At 53.4% G+C, this 19,669-nt stretch carries 13 protein-coding genes; 9 read left to right on the top strand and 4 right to left on the bottom strand.

Translation table 11 applies throughout. From position 1 onward, the window contains the following. The first annotated feature begins 65 nt into the window (after positions 1-65). The 6 genes from MKZ24_RS12640 (at position 66) to MKZ24_RS12615 (ending at position 8,813) form a co-directional block, all read left to right on the top strand. Positions 66-1,802: an ABC transporter ATP-binding protein gene (locus tag MKZ24_RS12640; RefSeq protein ID WP_340783424.1), complete on the top strand. Its 1,737-nt coding sequence runs from the start codon at positions 66-68 to the stop codon at positions 1,800-1,802. Then, positions 1,759-3,561 (top strand): ABC transporter ATP-binding protein, encoded by a 1,803-nt coding sequence (locus MKZ24_RS12635; protein WP_340783422.1) that lies wholly within the window; start codon positions 1,759-1,761, stop codon positions 3,559-3,561. Before MKZ24_RS12640 ends, MKZ24_RS12635 begins: the two co-directional genes overlap by 44 nt. A 663-nt stretch (positions 3,562-4,224) precedes the next feature. Further along, the gene (nrdI, locus tag MKZ24_RS12630; protein ID WP_042139483.1) at positions 4,225-4,584 is read left to right on the top strand and encodes a class Ib ribonucleoside-diphosphate reductase assembly flavoprotein NrdI; all 360 of its coding nucleotides are present in this window, start codon (positions 4,225-4,227) and stop codon (positions 4,582-4,584) included. Next, positions 4,571-6,655, top strand: a complete 2,085-nt coding sequence (nrdE, locus tag MKZ24_RS12625) for a class 1b ribonucleoside-diphosphate reductase subunit alpha (RefSeq protein WP_340783415.1) — start codon at positions 4,571-4,573, stop codon at positions 6,653-6,655. The genes nrdI and nrdE overlap by 14 nt, the downstream gene beginning before the upstream one ends. A gap of 37 nt (positions 6,656-6,692) precedes the next feature. Further along, positions 6,693-7,652 carry a class 1b ribonucleoside-diphosphate reductase subunit beta gene (gene nrdF, locus MKZ24_RS12620; RefSeq protein WP_042216898.1) on the top strand — a complete coding sequence of 320 codons (960 nt, stop codon included), beginning with the start codon at positions 6,693-6,695 and terminating at the stop codon, positions 7,650-7,652. A 381-nt stretch (positions 7,653-8,033) separates the two neighbouring features. Further along, positions 8,034-8,813 carry an alpha/beta fold hydrolase gene (locus tag MKZ24_RS12615; protein ID WP_340783410.1) on the top strand — a complete coding sequence of 260 codons (780 nt, stop codon included), beginning with the start codon at positions 8,034-8,036 and terminating at the stop codon, positions 8,811-8,813. A 28-nt stretch (positions 8,814-8,841) separates the two neighbouring features. Here MKZ24_RS12615 and MKZ24_RS12610 read toward each other — a convergent pair whose 3' ends face one another. Both MKZ24_RS12610 and MKZ24_RS12605 read right to left on the bottom strand, forming a co-directional pair. Then, positions 8,842-11,763 (bottom strand): ComEC/Rec2 family competence protein, encoded by a 2,922-nt coding sequence (locus MKZ24_RS12610; protein ID WP_340783408.1) that lies wholly within the window; start codon positions 11,761-11,763, stop codon positions 8,842-8,844. Positions 11,764-11,973: 210 nt separating this feature from the next. Then, complete coding sequence (locus MKZ24_RS12605; protein ID WP_039300969.1) at positions 11,974-12,492, bottom strand: deoxycytidylate deaminase; 519 nt, start codon at positions 12,490-12,492, stop codon at positions 11,974-11,976. Positions 12,493-12,836: 344 nt separating this feature from the next. Here MKZ24_RS12605 and MKZ24_RS12600 point away from each other — a divergent pair, with 344 nt between their 5' ends. Then, positions 12,837-13,160: a transposase gene (locus tag MKZ24_RS12600; RefSeq protein WP_042236251.1), complete on the top strand. Its 324-nt coding sequence runs from the start codon at positions 12,837-12,839 to the stop codon at positions 13,158-13,160. 35 nt (positions 13,161-13,195) lie between these two features. Continuing rightward, positions 13,196-14,095, top strand: a complete 900-nt coding sequence (locus MKZ24_RS12595) for an IS3 family transposase (RefSeq protein ID WP_052416376.1) — start codon at positions 13,196-13,198, stop codon at positions 14,093-14,095. Positions 14,096-14,457: 362 nt separating this feature from the next. Here MKZ24_RS12595 and MKZ24_RS12590 read toward each other — a convergent pair whose 3' ends face one another. Further along, on the bottom strand, positions 14,458-15,288 hold the full coding sequence (locus tag MKZ24_RS12590) for a ComEA family DNA-binding protein (protein ID WP_340783405.1): 831 nt from the start codon (positions 15,286-15,288) through the stop codon (positions 14,458-14,460). Positions 15,289-15,435: 147 nt separating this feature from the next. Between MKZ24_RS12590 and comER the strand changes: the two genes are divergently transcribed. Further along, positions 15,436-16,287 carry a late competence protein ComER gene (gene comER / locus MKZ24_RS12585; RefSeq protein ID WP_042238640.1) on the top strand — a complete coding sequence of 284 codons (852 nt, stop codon included), beginning with the start codon at positions 15,436-15,438 and terminating at the stop codon, positions 16,285-16,287. 209 nt (positions 16,288-16,496) lie between these two features. On the opposite strand, the gene leuS is transcribed toward comER, so the two are convergent. Next, on the bottom strand, positions 16,497-18,944 hold the full coding sequence (leuS, locus tag MKZ24_RS12580) for a leucine--tRNA ligase (protein ID WP_042238641.1): 2,448 nt from the start codon (positions 18,942-18,944) through the stop codon (positions 16,497-16,499). Between the last annotated feature and the right edge of the window lie 725 nt (positions 18,945-19,669).

The following is a 19,669-nucleotide window of genomic DNA, read 5'->3' as shown; positions in this document are numbered from 1 at the left end:
AACTCAGGCACTTTATTTAACATGGGTACTATATTTTACAAGGGTACTGTAAAGGTGGGGAACCGATGAATTCATCTGTATTACTGCGTTTCTTCAAGTCCCGCAAGCTCAGCTATATCATAGGCTTTGCCTTCATGTTCGCCGCCTCCTTCATTCAGACATTATTTCCCAAAGTGCTGGGCAGCGCGGTCGATCTGATGAAGGATAACGGTTTTGAGCCACGGCAGGTGCTAACCCAGGTTCTGTGGATGGTGCTGATTGCGGCTGTAGTCTTCCTCTGCACCTTCCTCTGGAGAAATATCATCATCGCGAATGGGCGGAACCTGGAGTGCTACATCCGCGAGGAGCTGTACCGGCATTTCCTGAAGCTCTCTCCCGGATTCTTCAGCAGCCGCAAGACCGGTGACCTGATCGCTTATGCCATCAACGACATTTCAGCGGTGCGCATGACCTTCGGTCCGGCTACGGCGATGTCTTTTAACGGAATTGTCATCTGTATCTCCTCGGTCTATTTCATGTTCGCGTCAGTCAGCCCCAGCCTCACTCTAATCACATTGTCCCCGCTCCCTTTCATCATCCTCTTGATGCTCTTCAGCGGCCGCAAGGTTCAGACCCGGTTCAGAATCGTACAGAATCAGTTCGGCGCCGTCTCTGACAGGGTTCAGGAGAACATTTCGGGCATCCGTGTCATCAAGGCTTATGTGCAGGAACGCTCGGAAATGGAGAAATTCAGTGAGCTGAGCAGCCGGATGAAGCAGGCCAACCTGGACCTGATTAAAGTCTCTGCCGCACTTCCTGCGATGATCGAATTCGGCTTCGCCGTCTGCTTTGTGATGAATCTGATGTTTGGGGGCCGGATGGTGCTGCGGGGGGAGATCAGCATCGGTGATTTTGTCGCTTTTAACGGATATCTTAGTCTGATTGTAAGTCCCATTGTGTCGATCGGACGGATCGTGACGATATTCCAGCGCGGGTTGGCTTCCCTCGGAAGATTAAATGATATTCTGCGGGTTCAGCCTGAAATCATGGATCTCCCGCACGCTCTCCCTATTCAGCCGGAAGGATCTATGGAGCTGCGCCAGCTGACTTTCTGTTACGAAGGTTCCGATGTTCCGGCATTGCGGGATATTTCACTCGTTCTGCCAAAAGGACACACGCTGGGAATCATCGGCAAGACCGGCTCCGGCAAAAGCACCCTGGCCTCCCTCCTCTTCCGCTTCTTTGGCGTGGAGCCTGGTCACATTCTACTCGATGGGCGGGATATCAACGATTATGCCCTGGACCCGCTGCGGGAGGGGCTTGGGGTTGTGCCGCAGGATACCTTCGTATTCGCCGCCTCCGTGAAGGACAATATTGTCCTGTTCAAAGACGGCTACACAGACGCAGATGTGCAGCATGCCGCAGCGCTCAGCCAAATTGCCGGAAGTATCGAGGCGTTCCCGGAGGGCTATGATACTCTGCTGGGTGAACGCGGTGTGAACCTGTCCGGCGGACAGAAGCAGCGGCTCGCAATCGCGCGGGCACTGATCCGGAAACCGGCCATCCTGATTCTGGACGATGCGCTGTCAGCGGTGGATGCGGTAACGGAAGGACAGATTCTGAACAGCCTGCGGCAGACCCGCAAGGGGAAGAGTAATATCCTGATCTCTCACCGGGTATCGGGCATCATGGAAGCCGACGAGATCATCGTGCTGGATAAAGGTCGTATTGCCGAACGGGGCACCCACGAGTTGCTGCTGAAGAAAGGAGGCATGTATTATGACATCTATACCGAACAGCTTGAAGAAGGAGAGGTCTGCTAGACGGGACAAATCGGAAGCTGGTGCAGTGAGGCTGCTGCTGCGGTTATCTGCCCCTTACAAGTTCCAGCTCCTGCTTGCCTGTCTGTGCGTGGTGATTGTAAATGGCGCTTTTCTGATCCAGCCGCTGATTCTTCAGCGCGTGATCGACCACTTCCTGATCGGAGGCGCCGCTCAGAGCGGACTGAATTCGATTGGAGGCTTAGCCCTGCTGTATGTGACCGTAGCTGCGGCTGGCGGGATCTTCTCGTATCTTCAGGCGCTGATTGCCGGCAAAGCGGGACAGAGCCTGATCCATGAGCTGCGGGTCAGAGTGTTCTCCATCATTGAACGGCTCCCCCTACCTTATCTGGACCGGACCTCCTCCGGGCGGCTGATTACCCGGGCCACCAACGATACAGCTGAGATCAGCGAGCTATACACGGATGTGGTCATCTCGCTGGTCAAGGATGTGCTGCTGCTGCTGGGGATCATCTACGCCATGCTGCTGCTCAGCCCGTCCTTAACGCTGGTTTCTTTTACCGTCATTCCGGTGATGACCTTCCTGGTTCTCTTCATTAAGAACCGGATCAAAAAGAACTTCTTCCATATGAAGCATTACATTGGACAAATCAACGGGTTCATTGCTGAGAGTATCTCCGGGATGCGGGTTATCCAAAGCTTCCGCGCAGAAAAGGAAAAAGAGGATCAATTCCTGAAGCTGAACGGGGAATATTTCAAAACCACCCTGATTCAGGTCCGGCTCAACAGTGTGCTGAAGCCTGCCTCGGATATGTTCCAGAGTCTGGCTGTAGCCATTCTGGTCTGGTACAGCATCAGCCGGATCTCCGGCGGAAACCTGCAGATCGGCGTGCTGTTTGCGTTCACGACGTACATCAAGCAGTTCTTTGGCCCCATCTCCGATCTGGCTGACAAGTACACTTCCATACAGTCTGCCCTCGTATCCACAGAGCGTATCTATGAGCTGATCCGTGAGGAGGACCGCCTGGAGCAGCCGGATCGCGGCTTATCCATGGACCGCCTGCATGGAACCATTGAGTTCCGCCATGTCTGGTTCGCCTATAACGACGCCGACTGGGTGCTGAAGGATGTAAGCTTCGTGATTGCTAAAGGGCAGACCGCCGCCTTCATCGGTGAGACCGGTGCAGGCAAAACTACAATTATCAGTCTGATCAACGGCTTCTACAGCGTGCAGAAAGGCGAGATTCTGATTGACGGTGTCAATGTGAACGATATCCGGCTGGATGATCTGCGGCGGAATATTTCCGTTGTCCTCCAGGACGTCTTCCTGTTCTCCGGCACCATCCGCGACAACATCACCCTTGGCGATGATATTGCCGAGGAGAACGTGCTGGAAGCGCTGCAGGCCTCCTGCGCAGAAGAGTTCGTGCTGGGCTCTCCCGGCGGGATGGAGGGCCCTGTCACCGAGCGGGGCGGCACCCTGTCTGCCGGCCAGCGGCAGCTCATCTCTTTCGCCAGGGCCATCGCCCATGATCCGGCGATCTTCGTGCTCGATGAAGCCACCGCTAACATCGACACGCATACAGAGAAGTTGATCCAGAAGGCGATCGACAACGTCGCCAGCGGCAGAACGACGCTGATCATCGCCCACCGATTGTCTACGATTGCCGGTGCGGATCTTATCATTGCGATGAAGGAAGGCCGGATCGCCGAATCCGGCCATCCGCGCGAGCTGCGGCAGCGGGGCGGCTATTATGCCGAGCTGCTGGAGGAGAGCCGAAATCATATTATGAGTTCGTGAGACATTCGTAACCTTCGGAGTCTGCTAATTGCACTTTCTGCAATAGAATCCGCAATTTGCTAAGCTAGATCTCATTCTGCTGTATTTCGTACAACTGAATTCTGGAATTCTGCCCATGAGTCCCTCATTTACTGAATTCTTATGTACAAAATGCTACAGATTCGATTTTCCTGCGGATTCCGGGTTCATCTAATGTATGAAGTGCAACAGAATCAGAATCCAGCCTTGTCCGAACTCCATTAGCCAACATCAGCATTTGAAAAACTCCACGCCACCAGTCCCCCGGGCGGCTTACCGCCCGGGGGACTGGTCTGCCCACTTGTCCGCTGCCGGGGCAGCCAAAAATCAGCGGCTGTCACGGGCAGCTCCCCCTCCTTCAGGTACAATTTCCGCCGGATACAGGCGCAACAAAATACTTAAAAAAAATACTAATAAATTATAAGAGAAAAGAACGCAGGCGGGGCGTGGTTTTATCCCTTTTTAACCAGTAAATCAGGGGGGGAGAAGGACCTGTTGGTCTATTGACTTTTCAATATATGGTAGTAAAATGATTAAACGTTACTAAATATAGTGTATATAATAGAAAAGCCAATAAATCTAGTGAAATTGCCCGTCATCATTTGTCAAGTAGAAATAGCTACATGTTATAGGAGGTTAGGGACCATGTTGATTGCTTACGATTCCAAGACCGGCAACGTTAGAAGGTTCATCAATAAGCTGAAGCTTCCCGCTGTTCAAATCGAAGAGCATATGACGATCGACGAGCCTTACGTGCTTGTTACATACACCACCGGATTTGGACAGATTCCAGAGAAGGTAGCTTCTTTCTTAGAGAAGAACCATTCCAGGCTCAAAGGCATCGCCGCGAGCGGCAACAAAAACTGGGGTGAGCTATACGCGCACAGCGCAGATTTAATTGCACAGCGTTACAACGTACCGGTGGTCGGCAAGTTTGAGTTGTCGGGAACATTTGGTGATGTACAGCGCATAAAACAGGAGGTGGACCGGGTTGCGGCATATTGAACTGAACAACATGTTGATGAAGAGAGACGAAAGCGGCTTTTTCCAATTGGATAAGGACCAGGAAGCAGTAGCCGAGTTCATGCGGGATGTGGAGCGGCGTAGCCTGACGTTCACAACTACCAAAGCGAAGATCGATTATATGATTGCCAATGATTACTACGAGGACCTGTATGACCGTTATTCCGCAGCTGAGATGGAGGACGTCTACCGGATTGCCCACGAATATAATTTCCAGTTCCCTTCCTATATGGCGGCTTCCAAGTTCTACACAGATTATGCCGTCAAAAGCAATGACCGTAAGCAGTATCTTGAGCATTACCCGGACCGCGTAGCTGTGGTGGCCCTGCATCTGGGACGCGGCAACGTGGAGACAGCCCGCACGCTGGCCCGCTCGATGATGGAGCAGCGTCTGCAGCCGGCTACCCCGACCTTCCTCAATGCCGGCAAGAGCCGCCGCGGCGAGATGGTCTCCTGCTTCCTGCTGGAAATGGACGACTCGCTCAATTCGATCAACTATGTACTGAACACCTGCATGCAGCTGTCCAAGATCGGCGGCGGTGTTGCGGTCAATCTGTCCAAGCTGCGCTCGCGCGGCGAGACGATTAAGGGTGTAGAGGATGCTGCCAAGGGCATCATGCCTGTTCTGAAGCTCATGGAAGACGGCTTCTCCTACGCGGACCAGATGGGTCAGCGCAAGGGTTCGGGTGCGGCTTACTATAATATTTTCGGCTGGGATGTACTCGAATTCCTGGACAGCAAGAAGATCAACGCCGACGAACGGACACGCTTGAAGACGTTGTCTATCGGCCTGATCGTGCCTAACCGCTTCTACAAGCTGGCGCAGGATAATCAGCCGCTGCATGTGTTCGCACCTTATACGGTCTACCAGGCGTACGGTACGCATCTGGATGACATGGATCTGGACGTCATGTACGACACTCTGCTCGCCGATCCGCGTGTGAAGAAAAGAATCGCCATGAGCGCACGCGACATGCTGACCAAAATCGCCATGATCCAGCTCGAATCGGGCTATCCGTATATTATGAACAAGAGCAATGCGAATAACGCCCACGCCCTGCGTAATGTGGGTCAGATCAAAATGTCGAACCTGTGCACCGAGATTTTCCAGCTGCAGGAGACTTCGGAGATTAACGACTACGGACAGCAGGACGCGATCCGGCGTGACATCAGCTGTAATCTGGCTTCCCTGAATATCGTGAATGTAATGGAGCACGGCAAGATCCGTGAATCTGTGCATGAAGGCATGCTGGCACTGACTGCTGTCAGCGACATGACTACGGTCTCCAACGCCCCAGGCGTGGCCAAAGCGAACAAAGAAATGCACTCCGTAGGTCTGGGCGTGATGAACCTGCACGGCTATTTCGCCAAGAACAAGATTGCTTATGAGAGTGAGCAGGCCCGCGATTTCGCCCGGACCTTCTTCATGACGATGAACTTCCATTCGATTGAAAAGAGTATGCAGATCGCGGCGGAGACTGGCGAGACCTTCCATGGCTTCGCAGAATCGGATTATGCGTCCGGCGTGTATTTCGACCGTTACCTGACCACGGATTACCGTCCGGTTACTGCAAGAGCACAGGAGCTGTTCGAGGGCATCTACATTCCTACAACCGAGGACTGGAAGCAGCTGCGTGATGACGTCATGAAGAACGGCCTGTACCATGCCTACCGTCTGGCGATTGCGCCGACTGCGAGCATCTCTTACATCCAGAATGCCACGTCCAGCGTTATGCCGATTGTAGAACAGATCGAGACCCGCACCTATGCCAACTCGACAACCTACTATCCGATGCCTTACCTGCGTCCGGATAATGTATTCTTCTATAAATCTGCATACCAGATGGACCAGTTCAAGGTGATTGACCTGATTGCGGAAATTCAGCCTCATATTGACCAGGGTATCTCAACGGTCCTGCATGTGAACAGTGATGTAACGACCCGTGAGCTGGCCCGCTCTTACCTGTATGCGGCGCACAAAGGGCTGAAATCCCTGTACTACACCCGGACCAATAAACTGTCTGTCGAGGAATGCCTGTCCTGCTCCATCTAAGAGCGAGCACAGGTACAGAAAGGGAGAATCTATCATTATGAGCGCAATCAAAGCCGTGAACTGGAACCGTCCGGACGACGACTACTCGCTGATGTTCTGGAATCAGAATATTATGCAGTTCTGGACCGACGACGAAATTCCATTATCCGATGACAAAATGTCCTGGCTCACGCTGAGCGAGATCGAAAAGGACTCTTATATGAAGGTGCTGGGCGGACTGACCCTGCTCGATACCATCCAGGGCGGCGTTGGCATGCCGCAGATTATGGAGCATGTGGACGGCTTGCAGCGCAAGGCGGTCCTCGGCTTCATGGGGATGATGGAGCAGATCCATGCCAAGTCCTACAGCAGTATTTTTACAACACTGGCCTCTACCGAGGAGATCGACGGCATCTTCCGCTGGGTGGAGGACAATACGTTCCTGCAATTCAAGGCAGAGACCATCTCGGAATATTACAAGAAGATTGAGTCGCCCAAAGACCTCTATCTGGCGATGGCTGCCTCTGTTCTGCTGGAAAGCTACTTGTTCTACAGCGGCTTCTTCTACCCGCTCTATCTGGCCGGCCAGGGCAAAATGACCTGCAGCGGCGAGATCATCGACCTGATCCTGCGCGATGAGAGCATCCACGGCGTCTACGTCGGCGTGCTCGCCCAGGAGATCTTCGAAGAGCTGTCCGAAGACGACCAGCGCGATGTCTACCAGACTCTGGTCGGACTGCTGCGTCTGCTGCATGCCAACGAGGAGCAGTATACCGAGCAAATCTATGCCCAGATCGGGCTCGTAGATGAAGTGAAGGCCTTCCTGCGCTACAACGCCAACAAGGCGATGATGAACCTGGGACTCGACCCGCTGTTCGAAGAGGAAGAGATCAACCCGATCGTCCAGAACGGAATCAGCACCCACACCAAGCAGCATGACTTTTTCTCCAAAAAAGGCAACGGCTACGTCCGCGCGATGAACGTGGAGCCTTTGCGGGATGAGGATTTCCGGTTTTAAATAGATCGAACTTGTAATTTTTCTATCCTAGGATAGTCATGGCTACAGAGAATGTTTGGACTTCCGGCCGCTGCCCGTCCCCAGATTTCTTGATTAATACCGCTGCCCGCGGTGGAAATCCAAACCGAGCATATGCTTCCGATGCGAGCTTTCCTACGGAAAGCTTTCAGGCGGACGCTACCGCTCCTACAGTTCCAAACTTCTCTTTCGCCATTCATCCCTTAATTTTTTATTTTCCAAGTTCAATCTATTATGTTGTATGTAAGAAAAGCACCCGTCAGCTGAGAGACAAGCTGTCGGGTGCTTTTTTTTGAGACTAAATCCATGTAGGAACGTACCAGTAGAAGTGAATTTGATTTTGTCGAAGAGGAGTGTGCCGGTGTGGCCTTGCATGTTCAGGAGTATGGAGATCAAAGCGCATCTTATCTGATGGTATTCTTACACGGTGGCGGAGTGAGCGGCTGGATGTGGGATAGACAAGTGGAATATTTCGCCCATTATCATTGCATGGTTCCAGACTTGCCCGGACACGGGTTAAGTAATGATGACGTTATATTTTCAATTCAAAGCAGTGCAGAACAATTAAACCAAATAATCGGAGAACAAGCAGGCGGAAAGAAAGTCGTCCTGATCGGATTCTCTTTAGGTGCACAGGTTGCTGTCCAGATGGTTAGCCTGAGACCTGAGCTCATTGATTTTGCCATAATAAACAGTGCTCTGGTCAGACCCATGTCGTATGCTAAAAAGTGGATTCGACCGGCAGTCAGACTAACCTTCCCTTTAATTAAACAGAGATGGTTCTCCAGGCTTCAGGCTAAGACACTATATCTAGGCGATGAATACTTTGAACGATATTATGCCGAGAGCTGCCGGATACAGCCTGTCGCCTTGATCGCAGTGCTGGAAGAGAATATGACGTTCACTATTCCATCCGGTTTCAGTGAGGCCACAGGCAAGATACTGGTTACAGTAGGTGAGAAAGAAAAAGCTGTGATGAAGCAATCTGCTAAGGATCTTGTTGCTGCGAGCTCCAATTGTAATGGCGTGATCATCCCTGGCCTTGGACACGGGGTCTCTCTGGCGATGCCTGACTTCTTTAATCAAATGGTCGACATATGGGTGCATAAAGATGACGTACCCAAGGAATGTAAAAGGGTTTGATGTATTTGTTTTGTTCATCGTAAATAGTTTATTCCGTATCCTTCATATTAAGCTTATGTCTCATTATTATCGCTTCCTTACCCACCATAAGCTGAATCTCCCCCTGCTGATCGGTCCGGTATACCTCTGTATTTGCGTCCTCCAGCCGGGCTAGTACATCGCCGTTCGGATGCCCGTACAGGTTGTTCACCCCTGCTGAGATTACAGCCGCTGCCGGATTCCAGAAGGTGAGCCAGTCCGCACTGGTGGCGGTTTTGCTGCCGTGGTGGGCGACCTTGAGGATGTCGGTGGGCTTACCTGACTGTATTCCAGCCTGCTGTGCGGATTGCAATATCGCTTCCTCCGCCGCCTGGTCCATATCGCCTGTGAAAAGAAAGCTGCGGCCGTTCATCTCCAGCCGGAACACGACCGATTCGTGGTTCTGATCCTCCACCTCGTTTAGCAGATTCTGCCCGTCCGCAGGCGGCTCCGGCCAGAGAAAATGCAGCTGCGCCGCCTCATCCGGAGTCAGGACCATGCCCTGCTGTACCGGATACAGCCGGACTCCTGCGGCAAGCGCTGTAGTCATCAGCTTAGTGTATGGTTCCGTATCCGCCAGCGAGCCGTTGAACAGCAGCGCCGACACCGGCATTCCCTCCAGCACCGCCTGCAGCCCTCCGGCATGGTCCTGATCGCCATGTGTCAGGATCACCGCATCCAGCCGGTGGATGCCCCGCTGCTTCAGCAGCGGCAGCAGCGTCTTGGCCCCGACCTCGAACGGACTGCGGCGGATTCGCCAGGCCTCCTTCTTTCCGAAACTCACCGTTCCGCCGCCGTCCACCAGAATATGGGCTCCGCCCGGCGTGGTAATCAGGATGCTGTCTCCCTGCCCCACATCCAGGTAGCTGATCGCTCCCGTCCTGTTCAGGTCCTCCGCATTGTAGCCTCTGTACAGCAGAAGCGCCAGACTGGCAGCGCACAGCACAGCGGCAAGGCTGCTCCAGCGCGTAACGTCTGAATGCGGAAATGCCTGGAGGGCCAGCGCGGCTCTTCTACTGTTCGCAGCTGCCGCTGGGACCGCCTTGTTGCTGCTGGTATTGCCGGCCTTACCGCGGCTGTTTCCCGGCAGCTCCAGCTCGGCCAGCGGCCGGGTCTCATCCTCCATATACTGGGGAACAAGCGTAATCTCTGTCCGTCTCTTCAACGCATACAACAAGCCGTAAAGTAGCCCGTAGTATAGGCAAATCCATAGTAATGAAGGTGAAGCCCAGATCAGCACACCTGCCGTAAACCCGTTTACCCACTCTACCGCCGCAAACGTAGCATTATTCAGCAGCTCTGCAAGCTGCACAGTTAAGAGGGCTGCAGTATTCCAGAACCGTCCAATCAGCAGAGCCAGCGTACCAAGCGGCAGCACCAGGAACGTGATGAAAGGCACCAGCAGCAGATTGGCGGCAAAGGACAGCAGTGAAAATTGGTTAAAGTAATAAATAGTCAGCGGGAAAGAGACCAGCTGTGCAATAAAAGTAACCGAAAGCGCACCCGCCATCCAGGAAGGTAAACGTCTGAACAATGGCGCGGCCAGCGGCGTATATACCATGAGACCTGCTGTCACCAGAAAGGACAGCTGAAAGCTGACGCTGAGCAGCAGATACGGGTTCCAGACCTGCATCATCAGCGCGGCAGCAGCCAGAATGTTCATTCCATCCTTAAGGATACCGAGCCTTGCGGCAAGCAGAGCAATCATGCTCATTATCCCGGCGCGAACCACTGACGGTCCGGCACCGGACAGCAGTACGTAGGCTGGTACAAGCAGTAATGTTACCGTGAGTGCTGTTTCTCTCGTGAAGCGGCAGCGGCGCAGAAGAAATAAGATCACCCCGACATAAACCGCAACATGCATTCCCGAGATCGCCAGAATATGAGTCAGCCCCAGCTGTGAGAACTGCTTGAAGGTCTCCGGGTCCAGATCCTCCTGGATACCGATGACAAGTCCCTTCATATAACCGGCATGCGGCTCCTCGAATAAGCGCTCCATCTCTGCGCCGAGGGTGGCGCGCATCCTATCATTCCAGCGCAGAATGCCGGATAGCTGCCACGATGCCGGAGGTTTAGCCGTTACACTCGCAGTTCCGGCCCCTTTCAGCAGCCAGTGAGTCTTTTTCGTGAGCAGATAGGCCTGGTAGTCGAATCCGCCGAAGTTACGCGCTATCTGCGGCTGGGCCAGCTCTCCTTCAATGACTACCCGGTCTCCCCGCTGCCATAGGGCAGCTACAGCGATTTCGCTTTCTTCCTGAAGCTTGATTTGAACGGCAACCAGTTCCCCTTTTGCTTCCTCTTCTGCTCCTGTTGCGTCTGCCCCTACTCCTGTTTCAGCTTCTGCTTCTGCTTCTGCTTCTGCTTCTGCTTCTGCTTCTGCTTCTGCTTCTGCTTCTGCATCTGTTTCAGCCCCTTCAGCTGCTGCGCTTCCTCCTTTTTCTGCATCTGCTGCTGCATCTGCTGCCGCCCCTGCCGCTACCACGACAGCTACTTTTTCTTTTGTAGCTACTTTAGCTCCCGTTTCTACATTCGCCGCTGTTTCGGTCTCCTGACTTCCCTGCCGCTCCAGTCCGATCCGTGACAACTTCAACGTAAAATCAACCCGGTCCCCGTCCCGCTCCACCGGGGAAGCAATAACGCCTGCGGCTGTAACGTTAGCCTCATTCAGTTCGGTTGCCGATCGCCCCAATTGCTCCCGCAGCAGGCTCACGTTACGCGCTTCACTCCACTCCCAATACAGGACTGCCGCAGCAATCGCCAGCCCGAACACAGCAGCCGTTCTCCAGCGTATGCCGCCGCTGACCGCCCAGATTGCAGGCAGCAGCAGTAGGCCTGCGAGGTAGAACAGCAAGCTGCGGCCGGAAAACATACAGCCTGCCGCACTTCCGGCAATCCAGCAGATCGTGAAGCTTAAGAGCGGCCTTCTGTTCATCTGCATCTCTCCTTTAATCATGGATCTACTCTCTTCTTCCGTCAAAATGGAGCTCTTTTCCTGTCCCGCTGCCGCAGCAACGACAAAGAACCCCTGCAAACGCAAACACATGCGTAAGCAGAGGTTCTTCCCCTGAAGATCTGAAGCTATCCATAACACTAACCTGTCCCTATTCTGTGTGGTGATGCAAGTCCTCCGGTATGCTTCCGGTTATTCTGATACCGAGATCATCGTTTCCTTCGGCGGCTCATAGTTCTCCAATTGGCGGAACACAATTCCTTTGGAGGACAGCATGGCCTCCACCTTCTCCATATCCTTGCGGTACGGACGCAGATAGACAATCTCTACAATCCCGCTGTTGGCCAGCATATTGGCACAGGTCCAGCAAGGTTCATCCGTGACGTAGACGGTACTGCCTTCCCGGTCACTCCGGTCTGTGAACAGCAGCAGATTCTGCTCAGCATGGATTGTACGGATACAGCGCTGCTTCTTCACCATGGTCTCTACGCCGTCAATGATCTCCCGCTCATATTGCTCGGAGACCATACAGCCTGCTTCCGAGCAGTCCGGAACACCCATCGGTGCGCCGTTATAGGCGGTGCCCAGCAGCTTCTTACCCTGCACCAGCACAGCACCGACATGACGGCGGGGGCAGCGCGAACGGGTGGAGACCATGCAGGCAATATCCATGAAGTATGTATCCCAGTTCTTGCGGTAAGCCACAGTCATCAGCAATCTCCACTTCCTCTTAGATAGTTGTTCATTATTGTAACATAATGCAGCATTCTTTCACTATACAGCTTGTCCTAACACTAGCCTGCCAACCGTTTTCATTACAGCATCATGCTGCCTAAACCGCAATTGCTGATAGAAACGTCGATTCTGGCGTTAAGCTCAATTTCCGGCAGGCTCAAGCTTGACCTGTTACTGTTACTATTCCTTTTCAGTTTCTGGACTTAACTGTATTCTGTACAACTAAAAAGACTGAAATTCGGATGAAACTCTTAAGCCCCCTAATCGAATTGGAGTCCTAAAGATGCATAAGGTACACTAATAGAGAAGGGGATGAGGACATGAAAAGTAACAAGTTGTACGATGAACAACGGATTAAAGTTGCCCAGGAAGCGATTAATGGGACGAAGCTCTCTTTCCTCGCCCGTAAATATTCAGTTTCTCCCAGCACGATTACGAACTGGGTGAAGTTCTACAAAGAACGATTTGGTGAGCAAGCGACACCTTCAGTTAACGAACGTATTGAAGATGCCAAACGTGTCCAAGAGTTAGAGACCAAAATGGACACTGCGATTAAACTGCTGGGCGAAAAGGATTTGGAGATCGAACTCCTGCGTGAACTGCTAAAAAAGACCAACCCCGCTTACAAGACAGACTTGAAATAGCCGATGAAAGCATTAAGCGGGGCTATGCGGTATCGGTGGTACTTCGGCTGGTGGGTGTGCTGGAATCGACCTACTATGCCCGCAAACAGCGTCAAAAGGAGAACACCAAATCTACGGTAAGCTTAGGGACAGCCGGAAGACCGATCCCAGCGTATTCGTTGACGAAAGACGGCCAGAAGGTCAGCGACGAGCAGATCGAAGAATGGCTTAGCGAACTCGTTGCAGGCGAGGAACACGGCTACGGTTACCGTAACTTAGCGCATGCCCTCTACATCCAGCATGACTTAATTCTGAACCACAAGAAGGCCTACCGGCTTTGTAAAAAGCTAGGGCTGCTCCAAAAGAAACCTGACAAGAAAGTGAGATATCCAAGACGGCTTGCCCAAAACCGCGTGGTTACCGGAGCCAACCAACTTTGGCAAATAGATATTAAGTACGGATACATTCATGGCTACGACCGCTTCTTTTTTATCTTTGACATGATTGATGTGTTTGACCGCTGTATTGTCGGCTACCACTTGGGTGCAAGTTGCAGTGCAAAGGAGATCTGCACGACCATTAAGCAGGCGTTGAAGGCCCGTATACAGCCTGGAGGGGCTAGGCCTATTCTTCGCTCAGACAATGGTCCTCAATTTCTCAGTCATGCTTTTGCAGAGATGTGTATGGACCCGGATGAACCTTTGATTCATGAACGGATTCCGCCTAAAACGCCGAATATGAATGCATATATTGAGTCCTTCCACAGCATTTTAGAACGAGATCTCTACAGCAAAATGTACTTTGAAACCTTTGAAGAAGCCTACGAGACTGTCACGGAGTACATTGAATTTTACAACGAACGCCGCTTTCACGGCAGTTTAAACCGATTGAGTCCTAACCAATACCATGCGGCATGGAGAGCAGGCCAAGTGGCAGAGGTAAACATCTCACTTTAAGAAACTGCAAGAACCAGAGATTTCAAGAGAATGACTCCATAATTAAGGGGCCGAACCGGAAAATCAGTTTAACTGTATTTCGTACACTTATATCACGATCTGCTGAGCTAAAATCGCCACACAACGTATTTTAGTTGTACGAAGTGCATCTAACTTTAAGGAATTAGTAGTTTTACAGTTTTTAGTTGTACCAAATACACTTATCTGACTGGCGGAGCATACGGTTGGGCATGGCGTGTAGACTCGGCTCCATCAGACAACTTTGTGTAACAACAACCCGGTAATTCCCTGCCAATTGTAGTGTATACAAGCTTCAGTATGAATGCTGCCGCCCGTTCGAATCATCCAGCGTGTCCCTGGACTCAAAATGCCACCAGCGGCTTCAGCTGCTCCAGCAGCTTCGGCCCGATTCCCTTGACCTTGCCCAGATCGGTCAGGCTGCGGAACGCTCCCTTGCTGCTGCGGTACTCGATAATCGCCTGCGCCTTCTTCTCCCCGATACCCGGCAGATCCATCAGGGCTGCGGTATCGGCAATGTTCACGTTGATCCTGCCATCAGCAGCCACTGCTGGAGCTACTGCTCCAGCACTCCCAACTGCTCCAGCAGTCCCTCCATTAGCGGCTCCACTCCCAGCTACTCCTGCGATCCCGCCACCAACCGCCGCTCCGGCCTTACCGTTCGCATTCCCGTCATCCCCACCTGCCACTGCCCCACCTGCCGCTGCCCCGGTTGTCTCCGCCGGAGCAGCAATCCCGGCGCCATTAACCACTCCGGCCTTATCGCTTACAGCACTGCCCTCACCTCCGGCCTTATCGCTTACAGCACTGCCCTCACCTCCGGCCTTATCGCTTACAGCACCGCCCTCACCTCCTGCCTTATCACTTACAACACCGCCCTTACCTCCGGCCTCACTTACAGCACCGCCTTCACCTCCGGGCGCTGCCAGCGCCTTACTACTCCCGGCACCGCTGCCACCAATAGCCGCTGCCCCTTCAGCGCCGCTCCCACCCTCTTCACCACTCTCCCCTGCTGTTCCCGCCCCGCCATCCGCCACCCCCAGCGCCTGTGCCATCCCGGCGTTCAGGGTCTCCCACCCGGCGATGCCGTCCTCCGCCCTGTGGTCTGCAGCCCAGACTAGAGCGCCGCCCAGCAGGGCAGCGGCAATAGCGCAGCCGATCATTCTTTTGCCCATGAAGCTGTCCTCCTTCAGTAAACTGGAATTTTATTCAAAAACAAGCTTAAAACCTGTCATTTGTCCAAGACTGCCGTGCATACATTGAACGAAGAGTATTCCTGTAAGCCCAGAACCCAGCAACATTAGAAAGGAGGCAACCACAGGATGAAAGTGGGATTTATCGGAACAGGCAGCATGGGCGGTCTGCTCATCGACGCCTTTCTTCGTTCGGGAGCCCTTGATCCGTGTGATGTGCTGGCCAGCAACCGCAGCCCGGGCAAGCTGAGGGAGCTGAAGAAGCTTCATCCCGGAATCACTGTATGCTCGGGCAACATCGAAGCCGCGTCCGAGAGCGATATCGTGTTTCTGTGTGTCAAACCTTTGCAGTTCAAAATGTTAAGCGATGAGATTGCCCCTTACCTGCGCAGCGAGCAGATTGTCGTATCCATTACTAGTCCAGTTCAGCTGTACCATCTTGAATCCGTACTGCCCTCCAAAATTGCCAAGATTATTCCCAGCATCACCCATTCCGTCAAAAGCGGGACTTCTCTGTGCATTTTCGGAAGCAGATTAAATAAAAAAGACAGGCTGGTCCTGCTCCGGCTATTCTCATGTATTGGTGTTCCTGCGGAAATCCCGGAGAACCATACGAGGATTGCCTCTGATTTCTCCAGCTGCGGCCCGGCGTTCATCAGCTATTTCCTGGAACGGTGGATCGAAGCGGCTGTAGAAGCAACCGGCATTGATGAGGCCCTGGTCAGCCGTCTGGCCGGTGAAATGCTGCTTGGTACAGGCAAGCTGCTAACGGAAGGCTCCTTCACCCCGCAGGGGCTGCAGGAACGGGTTGCCGTCCGGGGAGGCATTACAGCGGAAGCGCTGAACCACCTGCGCACGAGCCTGGAAGGGGTGTTCGAACGCCTGATCACCACTACGCATGACAAATACGATGAAGATGTGGAAAAGCTCGACGAGCTGTTCGGGCGCAGCAGCATCGTCCAGAGCCCTCTTGACCGCTAAGGCAGCTGCGGCTATAGCCTGCTGCCAACGTCCATTGACCATAGCTTATTGCAAGGGCCGTATGCCTTGCCATCGTCCTTCCCCTCTTGCCATTCCCGCCTTAAGCTACGCTCTGCCGCTCCATTCTCCGCTTCCGGAGCACTGCCGGAAACCAATAAAACCCGCAGCACGGAGTCATCCGTTGCTGCGGGCACTGTTGCGTTCTTCGCTTAACCCACTACTATATTTACCAGCTTGCCGGGAACGGCAATAATTTTACGTACAGTTTTGCCTTCGACGGCCGCCTTCACGTTCGGCAGAGCCAGTGCATGATCCTGCATTTCCTGCTGAGTCATATCCAGCGGAATCAGGGCGCGCTGAACGATTTTACCGTTAACCTGCACGACGATTTCCACTTCCGCGTCTACGGTCCAGGCTTCATCATAAGCAGGCCAGGCGACATAGCTGATGCTTCCTTCGTGACCCAGCAGCTGCCACAGCTCTTCGGCAATATGCGGTGCCAGCGGCGACAGCATCTGGACGAACTGTTCTGCTGCTTCCGTGGACAGGCTCTCCTGCTTGTAGGCATCGTTGATGAAAATCATCAGCTGGCTGATCGCCGTATTGAACCGCAGATGTTCAAAGTCTTCGGTTACCTTCTTCAGTGTCTTGTGCCAGGTCCGCTTGAATTCATCGGTTCCGCCATCTGCCGAGATCTTCGCGCTGATGCTGCCGTCTTCGTTCACGAACAGGCGCCATACGCGGGAGAGGAAGCGGTGGATGCCTTCCACGCCTTTTTCGTTCCAAGGCTTGGTAGCTTCCAGCGGCCCCATGAACATTTCGTAGACACGCAGTGTATCTGCGCCGTACGCTTCTACGATCTCATCCGGGTTGATGACGTTGCCGCGGGATTTACTCATCTTCTCATTGTTGTTCCCCAGGATCATCCCCTGGTTCACCAGCTTGTGGAACGGTTCCTTCGTATCGACTACGCCGATATCATAGAGAACCTTGTGCCAGAAGCGGGCATACAGCAGGTGGAGCACCGCATGCTCGGCTCCGCCGATGTACAGGTCAACCGGCAGCCATTCCTTCTGCTTCTCCGGTGAACACAGCTCCTGATCATTGTGCGGATCAATATAACGCAGGTAGTACCAGCAGCTGCCGGCCCATTGCGGCATGGTGTTGGTCTCGCGGCGGGCTTTCATGCCAGTCTCCGGATCAATCGTTTCGACCCATTCGGTTACATTCGCCAGCGGGGATTCACCTGTGCCCGAAGGCTTGATCGCATCCACATCCGGCAGTACCAGCGGCAGCTGGTCCACAGGAACGGTCTTCATGGTGCCGTCTTCCAGATGCAGAATTGGTATCGGCTCACCCCAGTAACGCTGGCGGCTGAACAGCCAGTCGCGCAGGCGGTAGGTTACTTTGCCCTTGCCGCTCCCCTTCTCTTCCAGCCAGGCAATCATTTTCGCAATGGCTTCAGTATTGGACAGGCCATCGAGGAATCCGGAATTCACATGCAGGCCGTCGCCGGAATACGCTTCCTCTTCAATGTTGCCGCCCTGTACGACTTCCACAATGTTCAGGCCGAACTGCTTGGCGAACTCCCAGTCACGGCTATCATGACCCGGAACAGCCATAATCGCTCCGGTTCCGTAGCCGGCCAGCACGTAGTCGGCAATCCAGATCGGCACCTGTGCGCCGTTCACCGGATTGATTGCGTAAGCACCGGTGAAGACACCGCTTTTCTCTTTGGCCAGATCCGTACGTTCCAGATCACTCTTGCGGGAAGCCTTGTCGCGGTAGTCCGCAACGGCAGCCTTCTGCTCTTCTGTTGTAATTACATCAACCAGCTTATGCTCCGGTGCCACAACGCAGTAGCTTGCTCCGAACAGGGTGTCCGGACGGGTGGTGAACACTTCAAGCGTAGCCTCATGCCCTTCAATGGCAAAAGTCACCTCAGCGCCGGTCGATTTGCCGATCCAGTTGCGCTGCATATCCTTAATGCTCTCTTCCCAGTCCAGCTCATCCAGATCCTCGAGCAGACGGTCTGCGTATTCGGTAATTCTCAGAATCCACTGGCGCATCGGTCTGCGGACCACGGGATGGCCGCCGCGCTCGCTTTTGCCGTCGATCACTTCTTCATTCGCCAGGACGGTCCCCAGCGCTTCACACCAGTTCACGGAAACCTCAGCTACATAAGCCAGACCGCGGTTGTACAGCTGGATGAAAATCCACTGCGTCCATTTGTAGTAACCCGGATCAGTCGTGCTGATCTCGCGGTCCCAGTCGTAGGAGAAGCCCAGCGACTTGATCTGGCGGCGGAAATTATCAATGTTCTTGAAGGTAATGTCACGCGGATGCTGTCCGGTATCCATCGCATACTGCTCAGCCGGAAGTCCGAAAGCGTCCCAGCCCATCGGGTGCAGTACATTGTAGCCGCGCATCCGTTTGAAACGGGAGACGATGTCTGTAGCGGTATACCCTTCCGGATGGCCTACGTGCAGCCCTGCGCCGGAAGGATACGGGAACATATCCAGTGCGTAGAACTTCGGTTTGCCTGCTTCTTCACTTGTCTTGAATGTCTTGTTCTCGTCCCAGAATTTCTGCCATTTCGGCTCGATGGTCTGGGCGCGGTAGCCGGCTTGGGCCGGTGTGCCAATGTTGTCGCTCATCTTATGCTCCTCCTTGGAGTGTTGCTGTCTTAGATCGTACTATTGTCTTTAAAAAAGAGTTAAGAGATAGTCTCCACTGCAAAAAGTTTTGGGCTTCCACCCGCTGTTATACTCGGATTTCCTGATTGGAACCGCTTATCGCGGTAGAAATCCGAGTATAAAGGCGGCCACTACGTTGCTCCAGCTCCAAAATTTTCTCCGTTCCGTTCTCTGTAACTTTTATAAACCCCATCTGTTCTCCTGGCGGACCAGCAAAGTCCAAGAACCCACAATGATTAGCTGGGCCGTTAGGGCCTGCAAAGCCTAAATACGCGGTTAATTCGCCGGGACGGCAGAATCCGCAAGACCCATAACCCGCTTCCGATTCGCCGGTCTGCTGGAACATCCTTGATCCCGCCGTCCGCCAAGCTAACCGCAAAAAAACCTCCCATCCCTAGCGTATTATCGCTAGGGACGAGAGGTTTGAATTCCCGTGGTACCACCCTAGTTAGCGGCGGACATTCTTTGTCCGGCACTCACTTTGACACCCTTTAGCGGGGGTGAGGCGACGACGGTTCACACGCCGGTCCCCTTATTAATGAAGCTTAAGGAACCCTGCGGCTCGCGCCATTACTCCGAGGTGAGTTCACTGCGGTCCGTTAACCGGCTCGCACCTGGGGTGCCGGCTCTCTGCAATAACGGTCTCACGAATTAATACTCCTCTTCATCGTACTGCTATGTGCACT

The organism is Paenibacillus sp. FSL R7-0297 (assembly GCF_038009025.1).
Classification (GTDB): domain Bacteria; phylum Bacillota; class Bacilli; order Paenibacillales; family Paenibacillaceae; genus Paenibacillus_AQ.
The sequence above is the reverse complement of the archived record's forward strand: the minus strand, read 5'-3'. Positions and strand labels throughout refer to the sequence as shown.

Bases quoted from the DNA above. Each gene is read 5' to 3' on its own strand.
- MKZ24_RS12640 (WP_340783424.1), top strand. From the start codon at position 66: ATGAATTCATCTGTATTACTGCGTTTCTTCAAGTCCCGCAAGCTCAGC.
- MKZ24_RS12635 (WP_340783422.1), top strand. From the start codon at position 1,759: ATGACATCTATACCGAACAGCTTGAAGAAGGAGAGGTCTGCTAGACGG.
- nrdI (WP_042139483.1), top strand. From the start codon at position 4,225: ATGTTGATTGCTTACGATTCCAAGACCGGCAACGTTAGAAGGTTCATC.
- nrdF (WP_042216898.1), top strand. From the start codon at position 6,693: ATGAGCGCAATCAAAGCCGTGAACTGGAACCGTCCGGACGACGACTAC.
- MKZ24_RS12610 (WP_340783408.1), bottom strand. From the start codon at position 11,763: ATGAACAGAAGGCCGCTCTTAAGCTTCACGATCTGCTGGATTGCCGGA.
- MKZ24_RS12605 (WP_039300969.1), bottom strand. From the start codon at position 12,492: ATGACTGTGGCTTACCGCAAGAACTGGGATACATACTTCATGGATATT.
- MKZ24_RS12600 (WP_042236251.1), top strand. From the start codon at position 12,837: ATGAAAAGTAACAAGTTGTACGATGAACAACGGATTAAAGTTGCCCAG.
- MKZ24_RS12590 (WP_340783405.1), bottom strand. From the start codon at position 15,288: ATGGGCAAAAGAATGATCGGCTGCGCTATTGCCGCTGCCCTGCTGGGC.
- comER (WP_042238640.1), top strand. From the start codon at position 15,436: ATGAAAGTGGGATTTATCGGAACAGGCAGCATGGGCGGTCTGCTCATC.
- leuS (WP_042238641.1), bottom strand. From the start codon at position 18,944: ATGAGCGACAACATTGGCACACCGGCCCAAGCCGGCTACCGCGCCCAG.